The 19,424-nt window shown below is 67.3% G+C and carries 18 protein-coding genes; 9 read left to right on the forward strand and 9 right to left on the reverse strand.

The window, feature by feature from the left end; translation table 11 throughout:
• The first annotated feature begins 57 nt into the window (after positions 1–57).
• Positions 58–2,226 (forward strand): M3 family metallopeptidase, encoded by a 2,169-nt coding sequence (locus N8888_RS12375; RefSeq protein WP_053516910.1) that lies wholly within the window; start codon positions 58–60, stop codon positions 2,224–2,226.
• A gap of 111 nt (positions 2,227–2,337) precedes the next feature.
• On the opposite strand, the gene cfa is transcribed toward N8888_RS12375, so the two are convergent.
• Genes cfa through N8888_RS12390 form a run of 3 tightly spaced genes read right to left on the reverse strand, consistent with a single transcriptional unit; the run spans position 2,338 to position 4,696 of the window.
• Entirely contained in the window at positions 2,338–3,453 is a 1,116-nt protein-coding gene (gene cfa / locus N8888_RS12380; protein ID WP_263175066.1) for a cyclopropane fatty acyl phospholipid synthase, read from the reverse strand.
• A 19-nt stretch (positions 3,454–3,472) separates the two neighbouring features.
• Positions 3,473–4,357 (reverse strand): PdaC/RsiV family protein, encoded by an 885-nt coding sequence (locus N8888_RS12385; protein WP_065175544.1) that lies wholly within the window; start codon positions 4,355–4,357, stop codon positions 3,473–3,475.
• A 36-nt stretch (positions 4,358–4,393) separates the two neighbouring features.
• Positions 4,394–4,696, reverse strand: coding sequence for a GNAT family N-acetyltransferase (locus tag N8888_RS12390; protein WP_053516908.1), 303 nt, complete (start codon positions 4,694–4,696; stop codon positions 4,394–4,396).
• Between the two features lie 209 nt (positions 4,697–4,905).
• Between N8888_RS12390 and N8888_RS12395 the strand changes: the two genes are divergently transcribed.
• Entirely contained in the window at positions 4,906–5,067 is a 162-nt protein-coding gene (locus N8888_RS12395) for a hypothetical protein (RefSeq protein WP_164972342.1), read from the forward strand.
• 55 nt (positions 5,068–5,122) lie between these two features.
• On the opposite strand, the gene N8888_RS12400 is transcribed toward N8888_RS12395, so the two are convergent.
• Both N8888_RS12400 and N8888_RS12405 read right to left on the reverse strand, forming a co-directional pair.
• A complete protein-coding gene (locus N8888_RS12400; protein WP_053516907.1) occupies positions 5,123–5,749 on the reverse strand; it encodes a rhomboid family intramembrane serine protease in 627 nt (208 codons plus the stop codon).
• A gap of 7 nt (positions 5,750–5,756) precedes the next feature.
• Positions 5,757–7,322, reverse strand: a complete 1,566-nt coding sequence (locus N8888_RS12405) for a POT-type proton-dependent oligopeptide transporter (protein WP_053516906.1) — start codon at positions 7,320–7,322, stop codon at positions 5,757–5,759.
• Between the two features lie 164 nt (positions 7,323–7,486).
• Between N8888_RS12405 and N8888_RS12410 the strand changes: the two genes are divergently transcribed.
• Positions 7,487–8,335, forward strand: a complete 849-nt coding sequence (locus N8888_RS12410; protein WP_053516904.1) for an endonuclease/exonuclease/phosphatase family protein — start codon at positions 7,487–7,489, stop codon at positions 8,333–8,335.
• 102 nt (positions 8,336–8,437) lie between these two features.
• Here the strand turns inward: N8888_RS12410 and N8888_RS12415 are convergent, their stop codons facing one another.
• Positions 8,438–9,049, reverse strand: coding sequence for a superoxide dismutase (locus N8888_RS12415; protein ID WP_049458515.1), 612 nt, complete (start codon positions 9,047–9,049; stop codon positions 8,438–8,440).
• Positions 9,050–9,267: 218 nt separating this feature from the next.
• On the opposite strand from N8888_RS12415, the gene N8888_RS12420 reads away from it, so the two are divergent.
• On the forward strand, positions 9,268–9,726 hold the full coding sequence (locus N8888_RS12420) for a guanyl-specific ribonuclease (RefSeq protein ID WP_065175477.1): 459 nt from the start codon (positions 9,268–9,270) through the stop codon (positions 9,724–9,726).
• Positions 9,723–10,136 (forward strand): barstar family protein, encoded by a 414-nt coding sequence (locus N8888_RS12425; RefSeq protein ID WP_263175073.1) that lies wholly within the window; start codon positions 9,723–9,725, stop codon positions 10,134–10,136. Before N8888_RS12420 ends, N8888_RS12425 begins: the two co-directional genes overlap by 4 nt.
• Before the next feature lie 120 nt (positions 10,137–10,256).
• Here the strand turns inward: N8888_RS12425 and N8888_RS12430 are convergent, their stop codons facing one another.
• Both N8888_RS12430 and N8888_RS12435 read right to left on the reverse strand, forming a co-directional pair.
• Positions 10,257–12,017 carry a hypothetical protein gene (locus N8888_RS12430; protein ID WP_263175074.1) on the reverse strand — a complete coding sequence of 587 codons (1,761 nt, stop codon included), beginning with the start codon at positions 12,015–12,017 and terminating at the stop codon, positions 10,257–10,259.
• A gap of 10 nt (positions 12,018–12,027) precedes the next feature.
• The gene (locus N8888_RS12435) at positions 12,028–12,627 is read right to left on the reverse strand and encodes an NfuA family Fe-S biogenesis protein (protein ID WP_053516900.1); all 600 of its coding nucleotides are present in this window, start codon (positions 12,625–12,627) and stop codon (positions 12,028–12,030) included.
• 90 nt (positions 12,628–12,717) lie between these two features.
• On the opposite strand from N8888_RS12435, the gene N8888_RS12440 reads away from it, so the two are divergent.
• From N8888_RS12440 to zupT, 3 genes are all read left to right on the forward strand, one after another.
• Positions 12,718–13,068, forward strand: a complete 351-nt coding sequence (locus N8888_RS12440) for a 4a-hydroxytetrahydrobiopterin dehydratase (RefSeq protein ID WP_065181954.1) — start codon at positions 12,718–12,720, stop codon at positions 13,066–13,068.
• Entirely contained in the window at positions 13,065–13,478 is a 414-nt protein-coding gene (locus N8888_RS12445) for an energy transducer TonB (protein WP_263175076.1), read from the forward strand. The genes N8888_RS12440 and N8888_RS12445 overlap by 4 nt, the downstream gene beginning before the upstream one ends.
• 96 nt (positions 13,479–13,574) lie before the next feature.
• Positions 13,575–14,384, forward strand: coding sequence for a zinc transporter ZupT (gene zupT, locus N8888_RS12450; protein WP_111186415.1), 810 nt, complete (start codon positions 13,575–13,577; stop codon positions 14,382–14,384).
• A gap of 373 nt (positions 14,385–14,757) precedes the next feature.
• On the opposite strand, the gene N8888_RS12455 is transcribed toward zupT, so the two are convergent.
• The gene (locus tag N8888_RS12455; RefSeq protein WP_065181953.1) at positions 14,758–15,732 is read right to left on the reverse strand and encodes an RluA family pseudouridine synthase; all 975 of its coding nucleotides are present in this window, start codon (positions 15,730–15,732) and stop codon (positions 14,758–14,760) included.
• 408 nt (positions 15,733–16,140) lie between these two features.
• Between N8888_RS12455 and rne the strand changes: the two genes are divergently transcribed.
• Positions 16,141–19,371 (forward strand): ribonuclease E, encoded by a 3,231-nt coding sequence (rne, locus tag N8888_RS12460; RefSeq protein ID WP_263175079.1) that lies wholly within the window; start codon positions 16,141–16,143, stop codon positions 19,369–19,371.
• Positions 19,372–19,424: the final 53 nt, after the last annotated feature.

Below are 19,424 nucleotides of genomic sequence, written 5' to 3' on the forward strand. Positions count from 1 at the left end.
CGATCCCATTACCCCGGGTTAACCTCGGGCACTTGTCTGCCTTACCGGAGTACCGCCTTGACCACCCGCCTTGCCCTTGCCGTGGCCATGACCCTCGGCCTTGCCCTGCCCGCCTATTCCGCCGGCGCCGCCACCCCGGCTGCCAGCACCACCGCACAGCAGGCCAACCCGTTCTTCGCCGAAAGCCCGCTGGCACTGCACTATCCGCAGTTCGACAAGATCAAGGACAGCGACTTCGCTCCGGCCTTCGACGCCGGCATGGCGCAGCAGCTGAAGGAAATCGAGGCCATCGCCAACAACAAGGCCAAGCCGACCTTCGACAACACCATCATCGCCCTGGAAAAGAGCGGTGACATCCTTGACCGCGCGACCACCGTGTTCTTCGCCCTGGTCGGCGCGGACACCAACGACACCCGCAAGAAGCTGCAGGCCGACTACTCGGCCAGGTTCGCCGCGCACAGCGATGCGATCGCCCTGAACAGCAAGCTGTTCGCGCGCATCCAGGCGCTGTATGACACCCGCACGCAGCTGGGTCTGGACGCCGAAGGCGTGCGCCTGGTCGAGAAGTACTATGACAACTACGTGCGCGCCGGCGCCAAGCTGTCTGACGCGGACAAGGCGAAGCTGAAGGAAATGAACGCCGAGCTGGCCAACCTCGGTACCCGCTTCAGCCAGAACGTGCAGTCGGAAGTGAACGCTTCGGCGATCACCGTTGATGACGTGAAGGAACTGGATGGTCTGTCCAGGGAGCAGATCGCCGCCGCCGCCGAAGCCGCCAAGGCCCGTGGCCTGGATGGCAAGTATGTGATCACCCTGCTCAACACCACCGGCCAGCCGCCCCTGACCAACCTGGCCAACCGCGCCCTGCGCCAGAAGATCTACGAAGCATCGGTCAGCCGTGGCAGCCGCGGCGGCGAGTTCGACAACACCGCCATCGTCTCGCGCATCATGCAGCTGCGTGCCGACAAGGCCAAGCTGATGGGTTTTGCCAACTTCGCCGCGTACAACCTGACCAACCAGACCGCCAAGACCCCTGAGGCGGTCAACGCGATGCTGGGCAAGCTGGCCCCGGCCGCAGTGGCCAACGCCAAGCGCGAAGCGGCCGACCTGCAGGCAATGATCGACCAGGAGCAGAAGGCCGCGGGCAAGCCGACGTTCGCGCTGGAGCCGTGGGACTGGGCCTTCTACAGCGAGAAGGTGCGCCAGGCCAAGTACAACTTCGACGAGTCGCAGCTGAAGCCGTACTTCGAACTGAAGAACGTGCTGGAGAACGGCGTGTTCTTCGCCGCCAACCAGGAATTCGGCCTGACCTTCAAGCAGCGCACCGACCTGCCGGTCTATCACGATGATGTCACCGTCTACGACGTGTTCGACGCCGACGGCAGCCAGCTGGCGATTTTCCTGTTCGACCCGTACGCCCGTGCCTCCAAGCGCGGCGGCGCATGGATGAACTCGTATGTCTCGCAGTCGAAGCTGACCGGCTTCAAGCCGGTGGTGGCCAACCACCTCAACATCCCCAAGCCGCCGGCCGGCCAGCCGACCCTGCTGACCTGGGATGAGGTGACGACCACCTTCCACGAATTCGGCCACGCCCTGCACGGCATGTTCTCGAACGTGAAGTACCCGTACTTCTCGGGCACCTCGGTGCCGCGTGACTTCGTCGAGTTCCCCTCGCAGGTCAACGAGATGTGGGCCGATGACAGCGCCATCCTGAAGAACTACGCCAAGCACTACCAGAACGGCACGGCGATGCCGCAGGCACTGCTGGACAAGGTGATCGCCGCGGCCAAGTTCAACCAGGGCTTCGCCACCACCGAGTACCTGGGTGCGGCCATGCTGGACCAGCGCTGGCACCAGATCGGCCCGGACCAGGTGCCGGCCGCCAAGGACGTGATGGCCTTCGAGCGCGCCGCGCTGGAGAAGGACGGCATCTACTACGCACCGGTTCCGCCGCGTTACAAGACCCCGTACTTCAGCCACATCATGGGCGGCTACTCGGCCGGCTACTACGCCTACATCTGGTCGGAAGTGCTGGACGCCAACACCCAGAAGTGGTTCCGCGAGAACGGTGGCCTGAGCCGCAAGAACGGCGACCACTTCCGCGCTACCCTGCTGTCGCGTGGCGGCAGCGTCGACGCGATGCAGCTGTTCCGCGATTTCGCCGGCCACGAGCCGCAGATCGAACCGCTGCTGGAGAAGCGTGGCCTGACCGGCACCGGCAACTGATCGCCGGTACGCTGAGCTGAAAACAGAACCGCCCGGGAAACCGGGCGGTTTTTTCGTTGTGGTTGGGGTCAGAGCCCTTTTCTGCGAAAGGGATCTGACCCCGCTCTGGCTTCATCGCGGCGCCACATAGCCTCCCGGCACACCTTCCGGCGACAGCACCAGCTGCCACAACTGCGCGTGCCGGCAACGGAAGGTCGCCATCGAACCGGCCAGATAGAAGCGCCACATCCGCCGGAAATGCTCGTCATAGCGCGCATCCAGCCGCGGCCAGGCCGCCTCCACGTTGCGCCGCCACGCCTGCAGGGTCAGGTCGTAGTCGGTGCCGAAATTGTGCCAGTCCTCCAGCACGAACCGCCCCTCGAACGCCCTGCTGATCTGCGCCGCCGAGGGCAGCATCGAGTTGGGAAAGATGTAGCGCGCGATCCACGGATCGGTACGATGCCGCGACACGTTGGTCCCGATGCTGTGCAGCAGCAGCAGGCCACGTGGCGACAGGCAGCGCCGCGCCACCTCGAAGAAACTGCGGTAGTTCTTGTCACCGACGTGCTCGAACATGCCGATCGAGAAGATCGCATCGAAGGGTTCGTCCAGCGCGCGGTAGTCCTGCAGGCGGATCTCGATCGGCAGACCGGCGCACAGCTCGCGCGCGAATTCCGCCTGCTCCTGCGAGATCGTTACACCGACCCCGCTGACTCCATAGCGTTCGGCAGCGAACTTCAGGGCCTCACCCCAACCGCAGCCGATATCCAGCACCCGCTGGCCCGGGCGCAATCCCAGCTTGCGGCAGACCAGGTCCAGTTTGGCTTCCTGTGCAGCGTCCAGGTCATCGGCCTGCCGCCAGTAGCCACAGCTGTACACCAGGCGCCGACCCAGCATCGCCTGGTACAGATCGTTGCCCAGATCGTAGTGGCGACGGCCGACTTCGTAGCTTCCCTGCCCGGCCTGCAGGTTGAACAGGCGCGCCTTCAGCGCGTCGGCCACTTCCCGCCAGCCGTGCACCCGTTCGTCCAGATGCGCCTGCATGAGGTGGACCAGGAATTCGTCCAGGACGTTGGCGTCCCACCAACCATCCATGTAGCTCTCGCCCAGGCCGAGCGAACCGTGCGCCATGACCCGTGCGAAGAACCTCGGATCATGTACCTGGACGTCCTGTGGCCGGGAGCCGCCAATGCGGACCCCGGCTTCGTGGAGCAGGCCGCTGACCCGCTCCTGCAACCCTGTATCCACGCCCCCTCCTCGTCTGCGCTCAACCGCGTGCGAACAGCTCCACGTAATCCTTGGCCACGTGCGGCAACAGCACCGCCGCCGGCACATCGGCGGTCTGCGTTCCATCCGAGTATGGACCCACCTGGTAGGGCGGGAAAACAAAGCGCAGCGCGGTGATCTGCCCCTTGTCGTCGGTCAGCGGCTGGAACTGGCTGAAATTGTCGGGCTGCGGGCCGGTGCCATCGGCAATCATGCGCGATGCATTGCGCAGCGACTCCTGCAGCTCGGCCGGCTCCATGTCCTCGCCGCTGAGACGTGTCGCCACGCGCTCGCGCAGCTGGTCCGCGACGAAATCGCTGATCGCCTTCCAGCCCTTGCTGTCGGTCACCAGCTTGTCGGCGCTGAGCATCTGCTGTTGCTCCGGCAGCCAGACGAAACGTGCCACCAGGGGTTCGCCGTGGGCGCCGCCGGTGTAACGGCTGCCATCGGCACTCACCACCACCAGCTGCGGCGTCTCCAGCACCTTCTCGAAGCTCAGCGAGAGTTCGTAGGGCATGGTCGGCTTGTCGTTGCCCAGCCCATCGAGCGCCTGCTGCAGCTCGCTGCGGGCCGTGGTGGCGTAGTCCTGGAGCGCACGCGCCAGGCCCGGATAACGGTCGATGCCTGCCGGATAGCTGATGCCCACCACCTCGCGTTCGTTGTTCTCGATCACGTCGCGCAGGTCGAGCGGTGCTTCCGCAGCGGGCGCCTCGCCCGTGGCGGAGGCATCGACCGCCGGCGCCGCGTCGGCCACCGGCGCCGGGGTTTCGGCTTCACGCTGGCAGCCCGCCAGCAACAGCACGCCTGCCACACCGGCCAGCACGCTTCCGCGCAGCAGCCGGTTGTTTCCAATCTTCATCGGGATCCCCTGTTCATGTTCATCCATCATCGCCCGCCCTGGCTTAAGCGTAGCCCGCTGGCGTCATCCCGCCAGAAGGTCGTGATACTCCTCATGCCGCTGCAGGAATGCCTCGGCGTAGGCACACGCCGGCACGACCTTGTACTTCTGCTCCCGCGCGAACCGCAGCGCCACGCGGGTCAACTCGCCGGCGATGCCCCGGCCGGCGATCGGCTCGGGCACCTCGGTGTGGGTGATGACCATGCGTCTGCGCTTGATCTGGTAATCGAGCACCGCCACCTGTCCACGCACACGGGCAGTGAAGCGATGGTTGGCCTGGTCGTGATCGACCTCGTAGGCCAGACCGGGGGGCGTGACCGAAGCCATGGGACTGTCTCCTGCGGCGACTGCGTGGATGGTGCGCAGCCGGGCGCCATGATCGCGTGAAGCCTGAACAGGGGCAAGTCCAGGCCCTCCACGTCAGTTTGCGACCCTAAAGCTGGAGCGCCCGCGGCCGCTATCGCCTGCGGAGGGGTCCGGCCACGCTGGCACGGCCCTTGCGACCGTAGACCGTGCGACTGCCGTGGAGGCCCCCGATGCACCCCAGCGATTCCCATTCCGATACCGACCGCGCCCTGCTGGAGGGCCTGCTCCAGCTCGCCGTGGAAGGCCAGACCGACGAGCAGGCCTTCCAGCGTATCGGCGAGGAAGTCTTCGCCCGCCTGCTGGACACCTACGGCCAGCAGACCCGGGCCTGACCACGAGCGGGGGCCCTGCCCCGGGGTCGGATCCAGCGGATCCGACCCCAGGCCCTCAACCGCCGCCCAGGCGGAAGGTCGGGTTGGACAGTTCGCGCAGGAAGTGGGTGAAGATGCTCGGCTGCATGGCCAGCATGAAGATCACGCCGAATGCCGCGCCGGCCAGGTGCGCGCTGTGGTTGATGCGGTCGCCGCCGCGCTTGTCCATCCAGATGCTGTAGCCGACATAGAACGCGGCGTACACGATGGCCGGTGCGGGGATGAAGAACACCAGGATGATCGACCACGGCTTGATCAGGATGAAGGCGAACAGCACCGCCGACACCGCACCCGAAGCCCCCAGGCTGAGGTAGTTCGGATTCTTCTGGTTCTTCAGGTAGCTCGGCAGGATCGAGACCACCAGCGCGCCGATGTAGAACGCCGGATAGGTCAGGTAGCTGCCGGTCAGCTGCACCATCACGCTCTCGATGAATCCCCCGAAGAAGAACAGGGTGATCATGTTGAAGATCAGGTGCGACCAGTCCGCGTGGATGAATCCATAGGTCACCAGCCGGTCGTACTGCCGGTGGCGGTCGATGGCCGGTGGCCACAGGATCAGGCGGTCGGCCAGCGCGCGGTGGTTGAACGCCCTCCATGACAGGATGGCGGTGATGGCGATCAACAGCAGATTGACGGGGGTCATGTCAGGCTCAGGCAGCGCGGTAGTTGTCGACCATACGATAGCGTTTCGCGTACCAACCGAAGGCCAACGCCGCGATGAAGGCGAAGCCGGCGAAGAAGAACATCAGGAACGCCGCCTCGCTCAAGCCGGTGCCGGCGATCTGGTGGGTCACCGTTTCGTTGCGTACGGCCGCATTGGACAGCAGCACCCACAGGTTGCCGATGGTGGTGGTCAGGTTCCAGAAGCTCATCACCACCCCCTTCATCGCCTGGGGCGCCTGGCTGTAGGCGAACTCCAGGCCGGTCGCGGACACCAGGACCTCACCGAAGGTCAGCAGCGCGTACGGCAGGATCTGCCAGAAGATCGACATGGCATTGCCGCCATCCATCACCACCTGGATGCTGCCGACGACGATCCAGGCCAGGCCGCTGAAGGCGATGCCGGCGGTCATCCGGCGCAGCGCGGTCGGCTCGAAGCCGAAGCGGCGCAGGGCCGGGTACAGCACCAGGTTGTTGAACGGGATGAGGATCATCACCAGCAGCGGGTTCAGCGCCTGCATCTGCGAGGCGGTGAACCAGCTCGGCATCTGCATCTGCTGTCCCTGCAGCACCCAGGTCGAGGCCTTCTGGTCGAACAGCGAGAAGAACGGCGTGGTCAACGCGAAGATCACCAGCACGCGCAGCACCGAACGCACGCCCTCCACGGCTTCGGCCGGATGGTGCGCGCGGGCGCGGTCCAGCTGCAGCCATGTGCCGCCACCGACACCAGCCAGAATCGCCACCAGCGCAAGGCACAGGCAGATCACGATGCCCAACGAGCCGACCAGGCCGAACGATGCCACCGCCAGCACCAGGCCGGCCACGGCGATCGCCAGGCCCGGACGGCCCTGGCCCGCCACCCGCGCGGTCAGCGCCGTGCGCGCCACGTTGGCGAACGAATGCGGGTCCTTCGGCGGCAGCGGCACCAGTACGTAGCGCTTGCGGCCAAGCCAGAACACGAAGGTCGCCACGAACATCAGGATGCCCGGAATGCCGAACGCCCACTGCGGGCCCCAGTTCTTCAGCACCAGTGGAATCAGCAGCGACGCAAACAGCGAGCCGAAGTTGATGATCCAGTAGAAGGCATCGAACACCAGCTTGGCCAGGTGCTTGTTGCTCTGGTCGAACTGGTCACCCATGAACGAGGCCACCAGCGGCTTGATGCCACCGGCACCCAGCGCGATCAGGCCCAGGCCGAGGAAGAAGCCCTGGCGGCTGTTCTCGAACAGCGCCAGGCACAGGTGGCCGGCGCAGTAGACCAGGCTGAACCAGAGGATCGTGTGGTACTTGCCGAAGAACCTGTCGGCCAGCCAGCCGCCCAGCAGCGGGAAGAAGTACACGCCGATCATGAAGCTGTGCATGATGTCCTTGGCTTCACCGGCACGGCCTTCCGCAGTGATTTCCTGCAGCAGCAGCGAGGTGATCAGGAACTGCACCAGGATGTTGCGCATCCCGTAGAAGCTGAACCGTTCGCAGGCCTCATTGCCGATGATGTACGGGATCTGGCGCGGCATCTTTCCCTGGCCGGCGATGGGGGCGACTGCGTCGTGGCTCATCCTGTAAGGCATTCCTGCAAAGCGAAAGCCGCAAGGTTACCGGAACCTGCGGGCTGGAAGCACGCTGCGGGGCTGCATGACAGCGCCGCCGATCCATGGCAGGCGGTACCGGTGCCCTGCCGGAAGTCACGGCACCTGCACGACAAAAGCGTAAACTTATCGTTATGCGCGCCCTCGTCCTCGTCCGCCCCCTGCTCGGCTGCTGCCTGTTGCTGCTTGCATTGCCGGCACCGGCGCGGCCGCAGGCCGCGGACACCGCGACCCTCGACGCGCAGGCCCGGCAGCTGACCGTGGCGGCCCTGGAACTGCCCGGGCGGGACGATGCGCAATGGAAGCAACGCCGCGAACAGGTGGCGCAGCTGTTGACCGAGCTGCAGCCGGACGTCATCTCGGTGCAGCAGGTACGGCAGCAGCAGGGGCGCAACCCGGCCTGCTGGCTGGCCAACCGGCTGCGCTACAGCTGCGACTTCGTCACGGCCGACCCGCCCAGCCAGCCGCTGCGGCACGGCAATGCGATGCTGACGCGGCTGCCGGTCAGCGAGGATGGCGTGACCCTGCTGCACCCGCCCGGTACGTTCAGCGCGGCGGGCATGATGCGGCTGCGGCTGGGCGAGGCCCTGGTCAATGTCTACGTGACCCGCCTGCGCCCGGAGCCGGATGAAGCGGCGGCCCGCCAGCATCAGACCAGCGATCTCATGGCCTGGATCAGTGCTACCGCCGAAGGCCTGCCCAGTGTGATCGCAGGCGATTTTTCCGCCGGCACGGTGGAACTGGTGCGCGCTACGCCGGGCTTCCAGCCGGCCCGGCGCAGCCCGGGCGGCCGGGCGGAAGCGTCAGCCTCCGGTGCCGGCGGCGCCAGCGGTCACGGTCTGGATGTGCTGTTCCAGGTCAAGCATTTCGGCGGCATCCGCCAGCAGCCCATCCTGCTGCCGGCCGACGGCGAGCTGCCTGGACTGCGCCTGGGGATGATGGCCACCCTGCGCCTGCAGGGCGATACGGCCACCGCGGAATAGGCCCGCCCTCGGCACCCACCAGGTCCCGCCCGACGTCCAGAAGCTGGCAAACAAAAAGGCCGGGGTCTCCCCCGGCCTTCTCATGTCATCCCGTCACCGCCTTCAGGCGATCGCGTCCTGGTAACGGCGCTCGACTTCGTTCCAGTCGATGACGTTGAAGAACGCGCCGATGTATTCAGGACGACGGTTCTGGTACTTCAGGTAGTACGCGTGCTCCCACACGTCCAGACCGAGGATGGGCGTGTTGCCTTCCATCAGCGGGCTGTCCTGGTTGCCGGTGCTTTCCACCACGACCTTCTTGTCGGGGGTGACGCTCAACCATGCCCAGCCGCTGCCGAAGCGGGTCAGCGCCGCCTTGGTGAAGGCGTCCTTGAACTTGTCGAAACCGCCCAGGTCCTTGTCGATGGCCTTGGCCACGTCGCCCACCGGGTTGCCGCCCGCGTTCGGCGCCATCACCGTCCAGAACAGCGAGTGGTTGGCATGGCCACCGCCGTTGTTGCGCACCGGGCCCTGCAGGTTCTCCGGCAGCGACTTCAGCTTCTTCACCAGCTCTTCCACCGGCAGGTCAGCGTACTCGGTACCTTCCAGCGCCGCGTTGACGTTGTTGATGTAGGTCTGGTGATGCTTGGTGTGATGGATCTCCATCGTCGCCGCGTCGATATGCGGCTCCAGCGCGTCGTAGGCGTAGGACAGCTTGGGCAGGGTATAGGCCATGATGCATCTCCTGATTGCGAGGGCACCCGACGGTGTCGGGTGTAGCGCGGTGAATGATGGGGACAGACCACTAGATTACCAAGGGGGATGTAAAGGAAATTGCGTCCTGCCGGTGAGCATGCCGGCAATTGTTACGCAGCGGTGACGCGGCGGTTCCTCATGCAGCGTGCAGCGCACAGGCGCTACAGTGCATGCACCACCCTCACCCGTTCGTGCCCATGCGCAACCCCCGGCTGCTGATCACTGCCATCGCCCTGCTGCTGCTCGGCCTGGTCGTCAACCACGTCATGCAGCGGCCGCCGGCACCGCAGTTCGCGCCGGACCTGCAGGGCGCCCCGACCCGGACTGCCCCCACCCCGGCACACGGCGATGGCGCACGCAGCGGCCTGCCCGCCTTCCTTCCCGCCGAAGCACGCCAGACCATCACCCTGATCCAGCGGGGCGGGCCCTTCCCGCACCGCCAGGATGGCAGCACCTTCGGCAACCGCGAGCAGCGCCTGCCGCAGCGGCCGCGTGGCTACTACCGCGAGTACACGGTCGACACCCCCGGTGCGGGCAACCGGGGGGCACGCCGCATCGTCACGGGCGGCGATCCAGCAGAGGCGTGGTACTACACCGATGACCATTACGGCTCATTCCGCAGCTTCACCGTTCCATCCCCCGGAGACGCTCGATGAGCCACGATGATTTCGGCCTCGGCCTGCACGACATCAACAACGCCGGCGTGTATGCCATCGACAGCGCGGACATCGGCGCGCTTGCCGCGGCCATGCGCGATGCCGGCCTGAAGGTGATCCGCATCGATCTGGAGGGCGTGACCGACAAGCGCACCCTGCTGGCGCGGCTGTCCACGCAGCTGGACTTCCCGGCCGGTTTCGGCGGCAACTGGGATGCCCTGTCGGACAATCTTCGCGACCTGCAGTGGCTGCCGGCCAGCGGTTATGCGCTGTTCCTGGCGGATGTCGACGCGCTGCGCGCTGGCGCAGCCAAGGATTTCGACACCCTGCTCGACGTGCTGGACGAAGCCAGCCGGGATTGGGTCGGCCGCGACGTGCCGTTCTGGGTGTTCCTGTCACAGAGCGAGTAAAGGGGCGACGCCGACCAAGGCCGGCCGCCCGCAATGGTTCCGGCGAAGAGCCCCCTTGTTGTTCAAGGGGGCGCGCCAACGGCGCGGGGATAAGGAAACATGCGTGGACAATGGGAGCCGCTAGCGGCTCCCATTGTCTTCCTGCAGTTCCTTCTTGAACGGGATATCCGGCGGCGGCCGGGCCACGGCCGGCTGGTCCTGCATGTTCGGGTCGGTCAGGCCGCAGCCGCCACCCGCCTGCAGAATGGAGATGACGCAGGAAATCCGGGTGCTGGTGCCGGGAAGCGGAATCTCCATCGCCTTGACGCCCTTGCGCACCCACTCGGCCAGCAGCGACTCCTGCGGCACCCAGTATTTGTCGAACGAGGTGGGCGTGTAGTCGTAGGGCGGTCGCTTCAGCCATGTCCCCGACTGGGCGATGCGTTCCTTGCTCCAGCCGTCGTTGTCCCCCCCGGGAGCACCACGCTCCGCGTTGCCGGGGCCGTCCTGCCCCGGTACACGCACGCTGCCGTCGGCGTTGAACAGGCCGTTGCCCCGGCCCGCGCTGCTCGCCTGCGCGGCGCCGCTGCGGGCGCCATCACGAGTGCGATCCGAGGCCCCCCAGTCGTCGCCCCGGGCCGGCGTAGCCCAGTTGCCCGGGGTCGGTGTCGGGCGGGCACCGGCCTGTGCCGGTGTCGTGGCGGCGGCTGATGGGCGCGCCGCGGGACTGCTCACCGCAGCCGCGCTGCCCTGGGCTGCGGGGGCGGAGGTTGCGGCACTGCCACCGGAAGGCGCAGGCGAAGCGACCGGTGCAGTCGCCACCTCACGTTCGCGCACCTGCACGTCGCGGCCCGCGGGCGCCCGTACTGCAGGCTCACGGCCTGCGATCGGCGCCATCCGCACCTGCGGATCGACAACCGCCTGCACTTCGCGTTCGCGCACCTGCACATCCTGCTGCGGAACGCGGATCGGTACTTCCGCTGCGCGCACCGCCGGAGCCACAACGGGTGTCTCCACGATGGCCACCTCACGTTCCTGCACCTGCGGCTGGCGGATCTGCGGCACCCTCACCTGCACATCCGGTGTGCGCAGCGCTTGCGGTGTGGGCGGCGCCTCCAGCGGCTGCACGCTGCGCTCGCGTACGCTGGGCGTTGTGTCGCGCGGCACGATGCTCACTTCGGTGCGCGGCACGCTGACCGGCGGCACCACGAAATCGGTCGTGGCCTGCGCCACGTCGGTCGCCTGGACCGGCGAAGGCGGCGGCGTGGCCGGTGGGGCCGGCTCGGTCGGCATGGCTTGCGGAGGCGTACTGGCGGCAGCGGGGGCCGCAGCAGGGGATGGCTGCGGGCGCGCCGCGACCGGTCGCGGCTGCGGCGCAGTTGCCGATCCTGCCGCGTCTCCTGCAGCCGTGCGGCCGGCTGCAGCTGCTGCAGCCGATTCGGCGCCGGGCTGGTCGCCTCCGCCCTCCTGGCTGGCGCGGCCGACAAACTCGATCTGCACGCGCTCACCGTCGGATCCCTGCTCGGCGGGCACCGAGGTGCGGATCACCGCCACCCACAGCAGCAGCAGGAAGAACAGCAGGTGCAGCAATGCACTGGCGACGGCCGACGTCCAGCGCATCCAGCGCTGGTCACGCGGCGCCGGCTCCCAGTCCTGCCACAACAGGCGCCGCAGCGCCTGCCAGCGGGGCAGCGCCGGCAGCGTCCCGGGGCGTCCCGGCAGAGGCCTGGGCAGCAGCACCGCGATCACCTCGCGGGCATGGAACGGGCGTGGCAACGGGCTCAGCGAGCGCAGCCACAGCGCCCAGCCATAAGGCAGGCGCGTGTTCTTCTCCAGGATGATCGGTTGCTGCTGGCGCGCCAGCAGCAGGTCGATGAGTTGCTCGGCTCTGGGCAGAGGCACGCGTCGGCGATCAGGCGGCGTTGCCGCGCGGGATGTACGGTGCGTGGCCGCTGTCGTGGTCGGTCGCGTCGCGCACTGCGGTCACGCCGGGCACCCGGCCCATCAAGGTCTTTTCGATGCCCTGCTTGAGGGTCACATCGGCCATGCCACAGCCCTGGCAGCCACCACCGAAACGCAGCAGCACCACGCCCTCGGCCGAGACTTCCTGCACTGCGACCTTGCCGCCATGGGAGGCGAGCTGTGGATTGATTTCATTCTCCACCACCCAGTGCACACGCTCGACCAGCGAAGCGGCATCCCCGGGCGCTTCGCCCTTGATGCGCGGCGCCTTGATGGTCAACTGCTGGGCACCTGCCGCGCCGGCCACGATGTCGATCTCCGCGCCATCGAGCCAGCCGACGCTGCCGGCGTCGACATACAGGGTGAACCCGTCGCAGTCCACGGCCCACTCGTCGCCGTGCAGGTCCGAGGGTTCGGCGAATTCCAACCGCGCATCGGCACGCGGAGTGCCGGGATCGACCGCGCTCAGGCGTACGCCCATGCCGGGCGCGCCCTCGCGTTCGATCAGCTTGCGGAAATGGGTCTGGGCAGTGTCGGAGATCTGGATCATCAGGCTATTCTAGCCAAGTAAGTGTCAACCGCTCATTCGGTTTATACACCGTCCGGCGCATTGTTCAGTCAACACGAGGTGGAGATTCCCATGGCCGACCTGATTCCACTGGCCCAGGCCCGTTGCGTGCCGCGCAAAGGCAGCGACCACAAGCTGGGCGAGGCCCGCCTGGCCGAGCTGCTGCCGCAGATTCCCGGCTGGGAACTGACCGAAGGCGGCCAGGCGCTGCTGCGCACCTTCCGCTTCAAGGACTACTACGCCACCATGGCCTTTGTGAATGCACTGGCCTGGATCGCCCACCACGAGGATCACCACCCGGACCTGGGCGTGCACTACGACCGCGCCGTGGTGCGCTATTCGACCCACGACGTCGGCGGCCTGAGCGAGAACGACTTCATCTGCGCGGCCAAGACATCGGCCCTCACGGAGCAACTGCCATGAATGTGCGAGTGCTGAGCCTGTCCCTGATCGCTGTGACCGGCCTCGCCGGCTGTGGCGCCTCCGAGCCGTCGCCGCCCGTGCCGCCGCCGACCGAGGTGGCTGCGGTGAAGACGCCGCCGCCGCAGTACCCGCTCGAGCTGGCCTGTACCGGTGCGGGCGGCACCAGCACCTTCAAGGTGACCATCGGCACCGACGGCAAGCCCAGCGAAGTGACCCTGCTGAGCGGCGCGGGCAACCCGCAGCTGGATGAGCTGGCCAGGAATGCCGTGCAGGGCTGGCAGTTCAAGGCCGCCACCCGCAATGGCCAGGCCGTGCCCGCCACCATCCAGGTGCCGGTCAGCTTCAACCCGCCGCAGCCAAAGCCGGACCAATGTTTCGCGGTGGAAGAGCGCCTGCGCCGCGGCGGCTGACCGCACACCATGACGAGGCCAGCCGACGCCCGCCTCGCCCTTGCCGCCCCGGCAGTGCCCGGGGCGGTTGTCTGTTGACCAGGACCGCGTCGGTACATGCTGCAGATCCCCCCCGAAAACATCTGGATCGCGCTGGCGGTCACCCTCGCGGCCGGCCTGGCGACCGCCATCGGCAGCCTGCTGGTGCTGTTCTCGCGCCGCCCCAACCCGCGCCTGCTGGCGTTCGGCCTGGCCTTCGCCGGCGGCGCGATGGTCTACGTGTCGCTGTCGGAGATCCTCAACAAGTCCATCGCGTCGTTCGCCCTGGCCTATGGCGAGCGCACCGGCTTCACCTACGGCACGCTGGCGTTCCTGGCCGGTGTGATCGTTATCGTGCTGATCGATCACTTCATTCCCAATCCGCACGACAGCCTGGACAAGCAGGACCCTGCGTTCCGCGAGAACAGCCGCGAGTACCTGAAACGGGTCGCGCTGCTGACCTCGGTAGCGATCACCGCACACAATTTCCCGGAAGGGCTGGCGACCTTCTTCGCTACACTGGAAAGCCCGTCGGTGGGCATGCCGCTGGCCTTCGCCATCGCCATCCACAACATTCCCGAGGGCATCGCAATCGCGGTCCCGGTGTACTTCGCCACCCAGAACAAGCTCTATGCGTTCGGCGCCAGCCTGCTGTCGGGCCTGGCCGAGCCGGTGGGGGCCATGCTGGGCTACTGGCTGCTGTCCGGATCGCTGTCGCACGCCACGTTCGGCTGGGTGTTCGGCCTGATCGCCGGCGTGATGGTGTTCCTGGCCCTGGATGAACTGCTGCCGGCGGCCAAGCGCTACGCCAAGGGTCACGAAACGGTGTACGGCCTGGTTGCAGGCATGGGAACGCTGGCGGTCAGCCTGGTGCTGTTCAAGTGGTGAGCGGGTTGCGGCCAACGGGCTGAGCCTCCTCGCGGCTGGCGGAGCGAGATCCCGGGTTTGGACCAGGCTCTGACAGGCTATAGGCGCGTGCCAGCCGCGCGATGAAAGAATGAAAAAGCGAAGCCCGCGCTGCGCGCGTCAGTCGAGCGTGGCTCGACTCTACAAGGGCTGCGTGCGGGCCTGGGTCTACGCTGCGGCTGTCAGGTCCGCCTTGTAGCGAGCCGAGGAGCGCAGGGCACCGGCGCGCAGCGCCGGCGCGGATGGCGGCGTGTTTGTTTGGTTACTTTCTTTGCACGAGCAAAGAAAGTGACAAGCCCACTCATCGCAGGGAAGCGACGGTGCCGACCAAGCGCCCGGCGCCGCCGAACCGCCGTCAGCGCAGGCGGTCCAGCGCCTCGACCAACTCATCCGCCAGCGGAGCGTTCAGCACGTAGGGGGTCTTGCCGTCGTCCAGCGCGAACTCCAGCGAGGCCGCGTGCAGGAACAACCGCTTCAGGCCGATCTGCTCACGAAGCCGCTTGTTCACCGCAGGATCGCCGTACTTGTCGTCACCGGCCACCGCATGCCCCAGATGCTGGGCGTGCACCCGGATCTGATGGGTCCGGCCGGTCTCGATGCGCACCTCGCAATAGGAATGGCCCCCACGCCGCTCCAGCACGCGGAAATGACTGATCGATTCCTTGCCGATCGCATTGACCTGGACATGTCGCTCACCGCCCTGGCGCAGGCCCACGTGCAGCGGCGCGTCCACCGTCATCACCCCGTCGGGCATGCGTCCGGTCAGCAGGGTCAGGTAACGCTTGCGGATGCCGGCGCCATGGTCTTCACGCAGCAGCGCCTGCAGCTCGCTCAGCGCCGAGCGCTTCTTGGCCACCACCAGCAGGCCCGACGTATCGCGGTCGAGACGGTGGACCAGTTCCAGCGTCTGGCCCGGGCGCAGGGCGCGCAGGGTCTCGATGGCGCCGAAGCTGATCCCGCTGCCGCCATGACTGGCCACGCCCGAGGGTTTGTTCAGCGCCAGCAGCCGTGCATCCTCGAAGACGATGGCCTGTTCCAGCCGGCGCATGAACGACTCGGGAGGACCAGCCTTGTCTCCCTCCTCGGTGAGACGGACCGGCGGCACCCGCACCTCGTCGCCCGCCTCCAGCTTGCGCTCGGCCTTGGCGCGGCCGCCATTGACCCGCACCTGCCCGCTGCGCACCAGCTTGTAGACCAGGCTGCGCGGGGCCCCTTTCAGCTGGCCGAGCAGGAAATTATCCAGGCGCTGGCCGGCGCGGTCGGCGGGAACGGTGATCATGCGCACGGATGGCTTGTCGCCAGCTGGCTTGGTGGGGTCTTGGGCGGTCATCAGGCTGTTTATTCTGTTACACTCGGGGGGCGAGATAAGGGATTGATTTCGTTGGAAGTTACTCAGGGCCAGAAGCCCAGCTTCCGACGAATCCGGCACAGTGCGCGACCACCGCCCGCGGGGCGGCCATGTTAGCGGCTCACCGGCCTTCCCGGCCATCGCCGGATGCCTGACACGCAACCGTGCTGAACATGTCCCGCGTGGCGCTCCAGCCTGGCTGACAGCTGCCTGCGGCCCTGCAACACCCCAAAAACCATATGAGTGAAGCGCTCCCGCGGCCTGCCGTGGTGTCGTAGCGCTGGAAACCCAAGCCCCCCTCCCCGCGCTTGCGCGAATGGGGGGCGAGCCGTATCCAGAGGCGAAACCCCATGGCGTTCCGCGCGGTAGCCGCTTGCGAGGAACGCAACAATGAAGCGAATGCTGATCAACGCCACGCAGGCTGAAGAGCTGCGTGTTGCCATCGTGGATGGCCAGTCGTTGTATGACATCGACATCGAGCAGCCGTCGAAGGAACAGAAGAAGTCCAACATCTACAAGGGCCGGATCTTCCGCATCGAGCCCTCGCTGGAAGCCGCCTTCGTCGAATATGGCGGTGGCCGCCATGGCTTCCTGCCGCTGAAGGAAATCTCCCGCGACTACTTCCAGGCCGGTGTCGACCACAACAAGGCCGGCATCCGCGAGCTGCTCAAGGAAGGCCAGGAAGTGGTGGTCCAGGTCGACAAGGAAGAGCGTGGCAACAAGGGCGCCGCCCTGACCACGTTCATCTCCCTGGCCGGCCGCTACATGGTGCTGATGCCGAACTCGCCAAGTGCCGGCGGCGTCTCCCGCCGCATCGAGGGCGAAGACCGGGCTGCCCTGAAGGACGCACTGGACAAGCTGAACATTCCCGACGACATGGGCGTGATCATCCGTACCGCCGGCGTCGGCCGCGATGCGGAAGAGCTGCAGTGGGATCTGGACTACCTGCTCAGCGTCTGGCGGGCGATCGCCGAGGCGGCGCTGAGCAAGCCGGCCCCGTTCCTGATCTACCAGGAATCGCGCCTGATCGTGCGCGCCCTGCGTGACTACCTGCGCGCCGACATCGGCGAGATCCTGGTGGACACCGAGGAGATGTACGAGCACGCCAGGGAGTTCATGCAGCAGGTGATGCCGCAGACCCTGCGCAAGCTCAAGCATTACAAGGACGACATCCCGCTGTTCAACCGCTTCCAGATCGAATCGCAGATCGAAGGCGCCTACGAGCGCAACGTGCGCCTGCCGTCGGGCGGCTCGATCGTGGTCGACCAGACCGAAGCACTGACCGCCGTCGACGTGAACTCCTCGCGCGCGACCAAGGGCAGCGACATCGAGGACACCGCCTTCCAGACCAATCTGGAAGCGGCCGAGGAAGTGGCCCGCCAGCTGCGCCTGCGCGATCTGGGCGGCCTGGTGGTGATCGACTTCATCGACATGTCCTCCAACAAGCATCAGCGCGAGGTCGAGAACCGCCTGGCCAACGCGCTGAAGTACGACCGCGCACGCGTGCAGGTCGGCCGCATCTCGCGCTTCGGCCTGCTGGAAATGAGCCGCCAGCGCCTGCGCCCGAGCCTGGGCGAATCGAGCCAGATCGTCTGCCCGCGCTGTGATGGCCACGGCCGCATGCGCAGCGTCGAGTCGCTGTCGCTGTCGATCATCCGCGTGGCCGAAGAGCACGCGATGAAGGAGAACACCGGGCAGGTGCTGGTGCAGGCGCCGGTGGAGATCGCCAATTACCTGCTGAACGAGAAGCGCAGCGCGCTGCGCGAAATCGAACAGCGCCATGAAGCGCCGATCGTGATCGTCGCCGACGAGCAGCTGCATACCCCGCACTACACGGTCACCCGCCTGCGTGAGAACGAACTGGGCGAGGAAAGCAGCCGTCCGAGCTACCAGCGTGGCACTCCGCGCAAGCTGCCTGTGCACGCCCTCACCAAGGGCCAGCTGAACATCCCGCCGCCGGTGGTGACCCAGGTCAAGCACACCTCCCCCGCCCCGGTGCGTGAGGAACTGGAGCCGGCTGCAGCGGCACCCGCGCCGGTGGTGGCCGCGCCCGCTGCCCCGTCGACCGGCGGTGGCGTGATCGGTTGGATCAAGCGCGTGTTCGGTGGCGAACCGGCACCCGCCCCCGCACCGCCGGCCGCCCGCCAGCCGCAGCAGGACGGTGGCCGCAGGGAGCGCAACAAGGATCGCAACAAGGACCGCAAGGACCGTCGCGACGACAATCGCGGCAACGGCAATGCGCAGCAGCAGAAGGAGGGCGGCAACCGCAAGGATCGCGGCGAACAGCGCAAGGACGGCCGTCAGGGTGGCAATGGCAACCCGAACGGCAACGGCCAGCCGCAGGGCAAGCAGAAGGACGGCCAGCAGCCGCAGCAGCAGAACAAGCCGCGCAACGAGCAGCAGGGCCAGAACCCGCAGCAGCAGCCGAAGCTCAAGCAGCCGAAGCAGCCACGTCCGCAGCAGGACGGCGACAAGCCGGCCGAGAAGCCGCAGCGTGGTGCCGCAGAAGCCCAGACCGACACGGCGACGGCGTCCGCTGCGGTGGCGGCCAGTGCCATCACCGCTGCTGCGGTGACCGCGCGGGAGGCTACGGCGCCGGTCGCGGCGGTGGTCGCACAGCCGCCGGTCGAAACCGCGGCGCCGGCCGAAGTCGCGCCTGTCACCGCCGTTGAAGGTGACGCCACTGCCGTGACGGGCGAAGAGGCACCTGCCGACACCACGGGCGAGCAGGCCGGCGAAGGCGCGACCCGCCGTCGTCGCGGTCGTCGTGGTGGCCGCCGCCGCCGCCGTGGTGGCGCCGAGAATGCGGCCGGCACCGATCCGCTGGGCGAAGACCAGGATGACGGTGACGAAGGCGATGACGCCGACAGCACCGACAGCGCCGAGCCGCGTGTCGACCACGCTGCCGGGTCAGCACCGGTTGCAGCCACGCAGCCCGCCCGCTCGCAGCCGGAGTTCGACTTCGATGATGACGTCGAGCCGTCCATCGTCGAAGGCGAGAAGCCGGCCCGCGTTGCGGCCGCTGTCGCCGCCGCACCGGCCGCCGTGGTCAGCAGCGCCGTGGTTGAAGCCGCCGCGCCGGTGACCGCCGCGCCTCCGGCACCGGTCGAGACCGCTGCCAAGGCAGAACCGGCGCCCTCGCCGGTGCAGACCAGCATGCTCGACGCCATCGACGCCGCGACACCCGCACAGCCCGTGGCGGCGGCAACCCCGTCGGCGGACGCCGCACCGGTGATCGAAGCAACGCCGGTAGTGGCCGAAGCGGCCCCTGTGGTGGACGTGAAGCCGGTCGTGGTCGAGCCTGCACCCGTCGTGGAGTCGAAGCCGGCGGCTGTTGAAGCAGCGCCCGTGCCTGAAACCGCACCGGTGGCTGTTGAGGCGGCCCCGGTGGTTCAAGTGAAGCCGGTCGTCGAGCCTGTCGTGGTTGCCGAAGCCCCGGTCGCACCGGTGGCCGTGGAAGCCCCGCCGGTGGACGCCCCTGCGCCGGTCGCCGATGCCGTCGTGACGCCGCCCCTCGACCCGGTCGCGGATGGCCATGCCGATGCTGCCGCCCAGGCGGCCGAAGCCAAGGCTGACGAAGAGGACGACGAGGCCGCCAAGCGCACGCCGCCGGCCAACTGACCGCTCGTTGATCGGGTGACAGCAGAACGGCGGGGATCGATGATCCCCGCCGT

This window comes from Stenotrophomonas maltophilia, from assembly GCF_025642255.1.
Taxonomy (GTDB): Bacteria; Pseudomonadota; Gammaproteobacteria; order Xanthomonadales; family Xanthomonadaceae; genus Stenotrophomonas; species Stenotrophomonas maltophilia_P.

Excerpts from the sequence above, each read along its gene's own strand:
- rne (WP_263175079.1), top strand. The coding sequence starts at position 16,141 with ATGAAGCGAATGCTGATCAACGCCACGCAGGCTGAAGAGCTGCGTGTT.
- N8888_RS12390 (WP_053516908.1), bottom strand. The coding sequence starts at position 4,696 with ATGGCTTCGGTCACGCCCCCCGGTCTGGCCTACGAGGTCGATCACGAC.
- N8888_RS12400 (WP_053516907.1), bottom strand. The coding sequence starts at position 5,749 with ATGACCCCCGTCAATCTGCTGTTGATCGCCATCACCGCCATCCTGTCA.
- N8888_RS12440 (WP_065181954.1), top strand. The coding sequence starts at position 12,718 with ATGGCCGACCTGATTCCACTGGCCCAGGCCCGTTGCGTGCCGCGCAAA.
- N8888_RS12385 (WP_065175544.1), bottom strand. The coding sequence starts at position 4,357 with ATGGATGAACATGAACAGGGGATCCCGATGAAGATTGGAAACAACCGG.
- N8888_RS12410 (WP_053516904.1), top strand. The coding sequence starts at position 7,487 with ATGCGCGCCCTCGTCCTCGTCCGCCCCCTGCTCGGCTGCTGCCTGTTG.
- N8888_RS12420 (WP_065175477.1), top strand. The coding sequence starts at position 9,268 with ATGCGCAACCCCCGGCTGCTGATCACTGCCATCGCCCTGCTGCTGCTC.
- zupT (WP_111186415.1), top strand. The coding sequence starts at position 13,575 with ATGCTGCAGATCCCCCCCGAAAACATCTGGATCGCGCTGGCGGTCACC.
- N8888_RS12425 (WP_263175073.1), top strand. The coding sequence starts at position 9,723 with ATGAGCCACGATGATTTCGGCCTCGGCCTGCACGACATCAACAACGCC.
- N8888_RS12415 (WP_049458515.1), bottom strand. The coding sequence starts at position 9,049 with ATGGCCTATACCCTGCCCAAGCTGTCCTACGCCTACGACGCGCTGGAG.
- N8888_RS12455 (WP_065181953.1), bottom strand. The coding sequence starts at position 15,732 with ATGACCGCCCAAGACCCCACCAAGCCAGCTGGCGACAAGCCATCCGTG.
- N8888_RS12405 (WP_053516906.1), bottom strand. The coding sequence starts at position 7,322 with ATGAGCCACGACGCAGTCGCCCCCATCGCCGGCCAGGGAAAGATGCCG.
- N8888_RS12395 (WP_164972342.1), top strand. The coding sequence starts at position 4,906 with ATGCACCCCAGCGATTCCCATTCCGATACCGACCGCGCCCTGCTGGAG.
- N8888_RS12445 (WP_263175076.1), top strand. The coding sequence starts at position 13,065 with ATGAATGTGCGAGTGCTGAGCCTGTCCCTGATCGCTGTGACCGGCCTC.
- N8888_RS12435 (WP_053516900.1), bottom strand. The coding sequence starts at position 12,627 with ATGATCCAGATCTCCGACACTGCCCAGACCCATTTCCGCAAGCTGATC.